This is a genomic window from Bradyrhizobium sp. Ai1a-2, from assembly GCF_000426245.1.
Classification (GTDB): domain Bacteria; phylum Pseudomonadota; class Alphaproteobacteria; order Rhizobiales; family Xanthobacteraceae; genus Bradyrhizobium.
Window position 1 is genome coordinate 1 of sequence record NZ_AUEZ01000162.1, and the last position, 6200, is coordinate 6200.

The window sequence follows — 6200 nt, forward strand, 5'->3', positions numbered from 1 at the left end:
GCGGTCAACGGCAACGCGACGATGTTGGATACCATCCTCGGCGGCGTTGGCAGCATCGCTGTGAACCCTGGCGACAACCATGCGCTGACGGCGGCAGAAATTGTCAATGGCACCATCAGCGTAACCGGAGCGCTTACCAGCAACGCTGTTATCACGTTCCCGGCTGGCGTCATGGGTTGGTGGACGGTCGAGAACCTTTGCACCGGGCCGGGTGTGCTGTTGGCCGCGATTGCGAGCGGCACCGAAGCAATCGGTCTGCCTCCGGGTGAGATTACCGATATTCAGGTGCATGGGACTACCGTGCGCTATCGCAACCTCGGGCGCGTCGGTTCATATCTGGATATCGCGGCGGCGACTGTGCCGTCTTGGATCACGGTTTCGACCATTCCGCCGTATCTCAATTGCGCTGGACAGGCATTTAGCGCTGCCACCTATCCGGCGCTGGCGCAGTTCTTGGGAAGGACGACGGTCCCCAATTTCATCGGCACGCTTCCCGCGATCCTCAACCAAGGCTCTGGCATCATCGCGACGGCTCGCGGCGGCGTCGATGGCGATACCCTGTTCTCGCGAGGTGGCACTGATAGCGTTACGCTGTCGGCAGCCCAAATCCCCTCCATCACTTCGAACGTTCAGGTTACCGTTTCTGGCACTTCGACGCGATCCGATATCCCGGCCGTTCAATCCGCGACCCCAGCCGGCACGTCCGGCTTTGTCGTTCCGTCCTTCAACACGTTCGCAGCAGTCAACTTCACCGGTTCGGGCACCGGCGCTGCTCAGTCGAACAACACGGGCGGGGCTGCGCATTCCAACATGCCACCGACGACTATGGGCGGCATTCGGCTCATTCGGGCGGCATGACATGCCGGAAGTATCGTTGAGGCTAGCGCCGGGCGTGAACGCAGAGTTCACCCCGACGCTGAACGAATCTGCGATCTCGTCTTGCGATCTCATCCGGTTCAAGGATGGGCTTCCGCAAAAGCTCGGCGGATGGGACAGGTTTTTCCCCACTCCCGTTGCGGGCATTCCGCGCGCTACACATGGTTGGTCCGATCTTCGCGGCTTCGATCATCTTGCGGTGGCGACGACGGCGCAGCTTGTCGTTTTGACGAATGGCGGCCTGCAAGACGTAACGCCGCAAACCCTGCTCTCGGACTTCGCGCCGTCGTTCACGACGACGGTTGGCAGTTCCAATGTTGAAATCAATGATCCCAACCTTACGGCGACGTTGACGACGGACGATACGGTTTTCTTCAACACGCCGATTTCGGTAGGCGGGCTGATCCTGATGGGGCTTTTCCCGGTGACGGTGGTCACTGGCCCCAACACGTATCAAATCGACGCTGGCGTGAATGCTACCGCGGCGGTCACGGCTGGCGGCGCGGTCCCGGCGTTCACAACGGTCATGGATAGCGCGACGTTCACGGTGGATTTCGACAACCACGCGCTCGCCGTCAACGATACCTTCAATTTCCCGATTCCGACGGTAGTTGCCGGCGTCACAATCGTTTCGACGTTTACCGTCATCGACGTGCCGGACCCCAACCATTTTGAAATCACCGCGCCCGCGCAGGCGAACGCGACCATCGGCGATCCTGGCGTGTCGATGAATGGCGGCAAGGCGCAGATTGAGTATTTCATCACGCTCGGGCCGCCCGCTGCCGGCGCTGGTTTCGGCCTCGGTGGCTTCGGCCTCGGCGGCTTCGGTACTGGCGTGCTGCCGGCAGAGCAGACGGGCACGCCGATTACTGCGGTTGATTGGTCTCTCGACAACTTCGGTGAGGACTTGATCGCGAACCCGCAAGGCGGCCCGATCTACTTCTTTCAACCGAATGCCGGTTTCCAAACGATGGAGCTTGTTGCGACCGGCCCCGCGTTCAACAACGGCATCTTCGTTGCGATGCCGGAACAAATCCTCGTCTGTTGGGGCTCTACACTCTCCAATGGTCAGCAAGATTTGCTTCTCGTCCGCTGGTCGGACAGTGAGGATTTCACCAATTTTCAGGTGACGGCCGCAACGCAAGCGGGCTCATTCCGCATCCCGACTGGATCAAGGATTGTTGCCGGTCTCCAAGGGCCGCAACAGGCGCTGATCTGGACCGATATTGACGTTTACGCGATGCAGTTTCTGGGGCCGCCCTTCGTGTTCGGCTTCAATAAGCTGTCGTCGGGCTGCGGCCTGATCGGCCCGCATGCGGTCACCTCGCTGCGCGGCAACGTCTATTGGCTCTCGTTTGGCACATTCTTTGTGCTGTCCGGAAATGGCGTGCAGGCGATTCCCTGTTCGGTCTGGGATGTGATCTTTCAAGACTTGGACACGGCCAACCAGAGCAAATGCGTTGTTGGTGCGAACAGCGAATTTGACGAAGTGATCTATTTCTATCCGTCGAAGTCTGGCGGCACGGGCGAGTGCGACAAATACGTCAAGCTGAACGTCAGTGAAGGGACTTGGGACTTCGGCAACATGCCGCGAGCGGCATGGATCGATCAGAGCGTCTTAGGGCCGCCGATCGGCGCTGCGCCGAATGGTCTCGTCTTCCAGCACGAAACCTCGAACGATGCCGACGGGCAACCGCTCATCTCGACATTCACGACTGGCTATTTCGTCTTGAGCGAAGCGCGCGATTTCATGTTCGTGGATTGGTTGTTCCCCGATATGAAATGGGGCGTTTTCAACGGGCCTCAGACAGCGAGCGTGCAAATCACCATTAACGTGGTGACGTTCCCCAACGATCCGCCATTGGTGTTTGGTCCCTTCACCGTTTCGCAGGCGGTCGAGTTTATCAACCTTCGGCTACGTGGGCGGCAAATCTCGCTCACGTTTATGTCGAGCGATCTTGGCTCGTTCTGGCGGCTCGGCAACATCCGAATCCGTTCGGCGCCGATGGGTAGGCGATAATGGCTGACAACTGGATCAATGGCCTTGGTGGTGCAACGTCCGGCGCTCCACCGGCTGCGCAGGCTGGCGGTGGCCCCGCGGCCGGTACTACCGCCGACATTCTCCGGAATCAGGTGCTCTCGCAACTGGTCACGGTGTTGACGAATGCCTTCCCGCAAGCGTCGGCGCAAATCAGCGACGCGGCAACGGCCGGTTCTGGCACTGTTTCGTTGCCCGCTCATCCTGCGGCCTTTCTAACGATCAACATCAGCGGGCAAGCATTCAAGATTCCGCTGTACGAGATTTGAAAATGCCCCTGAAAAAAGGTTCGTCGCGCGCAACGATCTCGGCGAACATCCGAGAGATGATCGCGGCGGGCCATCCGCAAAACCAGGCGGTGGCCGCGGCGCTTCGCGTGGCACGAAAGGCAAAGAAGCGCCGGGCGGACGGTGGCGACGTTGCAGACCTTCCGGACGTTGGCGATGCGCTGATCCCCTCGGGGCCAACGTGGCGGGGCACTGAACTCGGCAACCGTGCTGCGGATATCGGAAGCCGACTTGTCGCCGGTATGGCGAGCGATGCCGCGACGCTCCCGCAACGCGCGATCGAGAACTCGCAATATTCGCTCGATAGCGGCACCTATGACCCGTCAACGTCGATTGAGGCTGCAACCCACATGATGGGCGGCGCGTCGCCGTTCGCTGGCGTCTCGGGTGCGGGTGAAACCGCGCTCGGCGTGGTGCCTGTGGATGCCGGTCGCGCGTTCGGGATTGGGTCGAAGATTCCGGAGTCGGACGCCTTCGCTGCGGCGGTGCGAAATACGCCTGGCGCTGCGGTGGACGATGAAGCGCTCACGCTCCCTCTGTCGCGCAACCAGAAACCAGAACAGGAATTGAACGAGTCTGTTCGCGGCGGCGTGTTCTATCTGCCGAAGGGCTCGCCAAACCAGCGGCACTACAGCGGTAGCGGCGTGAATCCGAATTACGGCGGCTCTCAGCCGATCGCGGGCGAGACTGCGATCAAAGCGCCGCTGTTCGTCAAGGGCGCGACGGGCGGTCGGGCTCCGGAGGCAGCTTACAAGCAACTCCTCGGCAAGGATGCGTTCGACGAAATGCAGAGCGACGTGCAGCGCTCGGTTGGCCCGTACTTTCTCGGCCGCGATGACAAGGTTGAGTTGGTTCGGCAGTTCTTGGAGAAGCACGCTCCTGAATTGGAGGACCGGGCCTATTCGATCTACGAAAATAGCAAGAGCGGCAACCAACTCCGCTATGCGCTGCAAGAGGCGGCGGTTGGCAGTGCGGCGCGCCGCGCAGGGCATGACGCCATTGTCGGCTATTCGACCAAGCGCAACAGCAGCAAAGAACCCTTCATTTCCGAAGTATTCGACGTTCGCGAGTCTCACTATCCCGGCACAGCAGGGGAATACGAAATGTGGCCTTCAACCATGTTCGGCAAGAAGCGCGGTGGCGCTGTCGAGAAGGCGCTGCGCGTCGCGAAGGCGGCGGGCGGCGGCGTGTTCTCTGGATATATCCACGGCACCACGGGCGGACGGACTGATAACACGGATATCAATGTTGGCTCGGGTGCCTACGTGATCCCGGCCGATATCCTTTCGGGACTCGGCGAGGGCAACTCGATTGCCGGCGCGAACGCGCTGATGAAGCAATTGGGGATGGGGCAATACGACACGCAACAGCCTGTGTGGAAGGCAGACGGCGGTGCGGCAACGGCGGGCGCTCCTGTGCCGATTGTTGCGGCGAAAGGCGAGTTGGTTATCCCGCCTGAAAAGGTCACTGAGCTAGGAGGTGGGGACATCGATCGTGGGCACAACATCCTTGATGCGATGGTGAAGCACGTCAGGCGGCACACGATTAAGACGCTCAAGGGACTTCCAAAACCAAAGCGGGATTGAGGCAATGAAGAACCAACCTTCTATCGTGAGGCAGGCGACAATCGAGGATAAGGCTGAAGTCTGGCGCCTGTTCAAGATGTGCCACGCCGAAAACGGCTTGGTGCCGTATTCGGAAAAGAAGACGGACTATTATATCGATCGGCTGCTTGATCCGAAATCGATCGTTGCTGATGACGCCGGCCCGCGGGGGCTTATCGGCGTGATCGGCGACAAGCATCTTGAGGGCACGATCATGCTCTCGTTCGGCTCGCTCTGGTATTCCGACGAAATCAACGTCGATGAATATCTCAACTTCGTTGACCCCGATCATCGCGAGTCGGACCATGCGAAAACGCTGATCGCATACGCGAAGCACATGGTTGATTTGCTGCGCGTGAATCATCCGACGATGAAGCTCACGATTGGCGTTCTCTCGACCAAGCGCGCCGCGGCGAAGGTGCGCTTGTACGAACGGCAGTTGACGCCTGCCGGCGCTTTCTTTGTCCATCCGCCCCCGGCCAATATTGAGCCGCCGCGGCATCTCTACAGGACTCGGTAAATGAGCGGCAACAAGACCCAAACCAGCACGTCGTCTCAGCAGACGACGCCCGTCAATCCGCAGGCGGTGCAGAGCATCCTGAACACGATTCAGGGTGTCGCGAGCACGCCGTATACGCCTTACACGGGCGAATTGACGGCTCCTGTGAACTCGCAGCAGACGGCCGGTATCAACACGATCAACCAAGCCGCGGGGCAGGCGCAACCGGCCATCTCGCAGGCAGAAGGGATGGTGTCGGGAGCCGCGAACCCGCTCACGCAACAGCAAATCTCACAGTACGAGAACCCGTACACACAGCAAGTCGTGAATGCGACGCAAGCGCAGTTCAACGAGCAGAACGCCGAACAGCAGAACTCCTTGAAGGGCTCGGCGGCGGCTGCCGGTGCGCTCGGTGGCGATCGTCAGGCGGTCGCGCAGGCGCAGCTTGCCGGGCAGCAGCAGCTTGCGCAGGCGCCCGTCATCGCGAACCTCGAGTCTCAGGGCTACAACCAAGCTGTGCAGACCGCGCAGCAGCAGTTTCAGCAAAACCCGCTGGCGGCTGCATCTGAACTCGGCAACCTCGGCGTTGCCGGCCAGACTGCCGGGATTCAGGGCGGCCAAGCGCAAATGGGTGCTGGCGCCGTGCAGCAGCAGACGCAGCAGAATCAGGACACGGCGCAATATCAGCAGTATTTGCAGCAGATGGGATTCCCCTTCCAAGAGGCGGCGTTCCTCGCGCAGTACGGCTTGCCCGCGGCGCTGGCGCAAGGTCAGAACTCGTACGGCACGCAAACTTCTCCTGGCCCGAACCTGTTCTCGCAGCTTGGCGGCCTTGGCCTCGCTGGCGCTGGCCTGTTCTTGAAGGACGGCGGCGAGGTGCCTGCACGCTTTGCCAC

Annotated in this window: 6 protein-coding genes; all 6 read left to right on the forward strand. The window is 60.6% G+C overall.

Annotated features, from left to right (window positions below; all coding sequences use genetic code 11):
• The coding region (locus tag K288_RS53940) for a hypothetical protein (protein WP_043162268.1) at positions 1 to 858 on the forward strand (858 nt) is incomplete at its 5' end.
• Position 859: 1 nt separating this feature from the next.
• Positions 860 to 2896 (forward strand): hypothetical protein, encoded by a 2037-nt coding sequence (locus tag K288_RS0142055; RefSeq protein ID WP_027584720.1) that lies wholly within the window; start codon positions 860 to 862, stop codon positions 2894 to 2896.
• Positions 2896 to 3183 carry a hypothetical protein gene (locus tag K288_RS0142060; RefSeq protein WP_027584721.1) on the forward strand — a complete coding sequence of 96 codons (288 nt, stop codon included), beginning with the start codon at positions 2896 to 2898 and terminating at the stop codon, positions 3181 to 3183. Before K288_RS0142055 ends, K288_RS0142060 begins: the two co-directional genes overlap by 1 nt.
• Before the next feature lie 56 nt (positions 3184 to 3239).
• Positions 3240 to 4787, forward strand: coding sequence for a hypothetical protein (locus K288_RS48765; protein ID WP_201449817.1), 1548 nt, complete (start codon positions 3240 to 3242; stop codon positions 4785 to 4787).
• A 4-nt stretch (positions 4788 to 4791) separates the two neighbouring features.
• On the forward strand, positions 4792 to 5325 hold the full coding sequence (locus K288_RS0142070; RefSeq protein WP_027584722.1) for a hypothetical protein: 534 nt from the start codon (positions 4792 to 4794) through the stop codon (positions 5323 to 5325).
• On the forward strand, positions 5326 to 6200 hold an 875-nt coding region (locus K288_RS50035), incomplete at its 3' end, for a hypothetical protein (protein WP_051335046.1).

Coding starts and splice junctions, on each gene's coding strand:
- K288_RS0142055 (WP_027584720.1), top strand. CDS start 860: ATGCCGGAAGTATCGTTGAGGCTAGCGCCGGGCGTGAACGCAGAGTTC.
- K288_RS0142060 (WP_027584721.1), top strand. CDS start 2,896: ATGGCTGACAACTGGATCAATGGCCTTGGTGGTGCAACGTCCGGCGCT.
- K288_RS48765 (WP_201449817.1), top strand. CDS start 3,240: ATGATCGCGGCGGGCCATCCGCAAAACCAGGCGGTGGCCGCGGCGCTT.
- K288_RS0142070 (WP_027584722.1), top strand. CDS start 4,792: ATGAAGAACCAACCTTCTATCGTGAGGCAGGCGACAATCGAGGATAAG.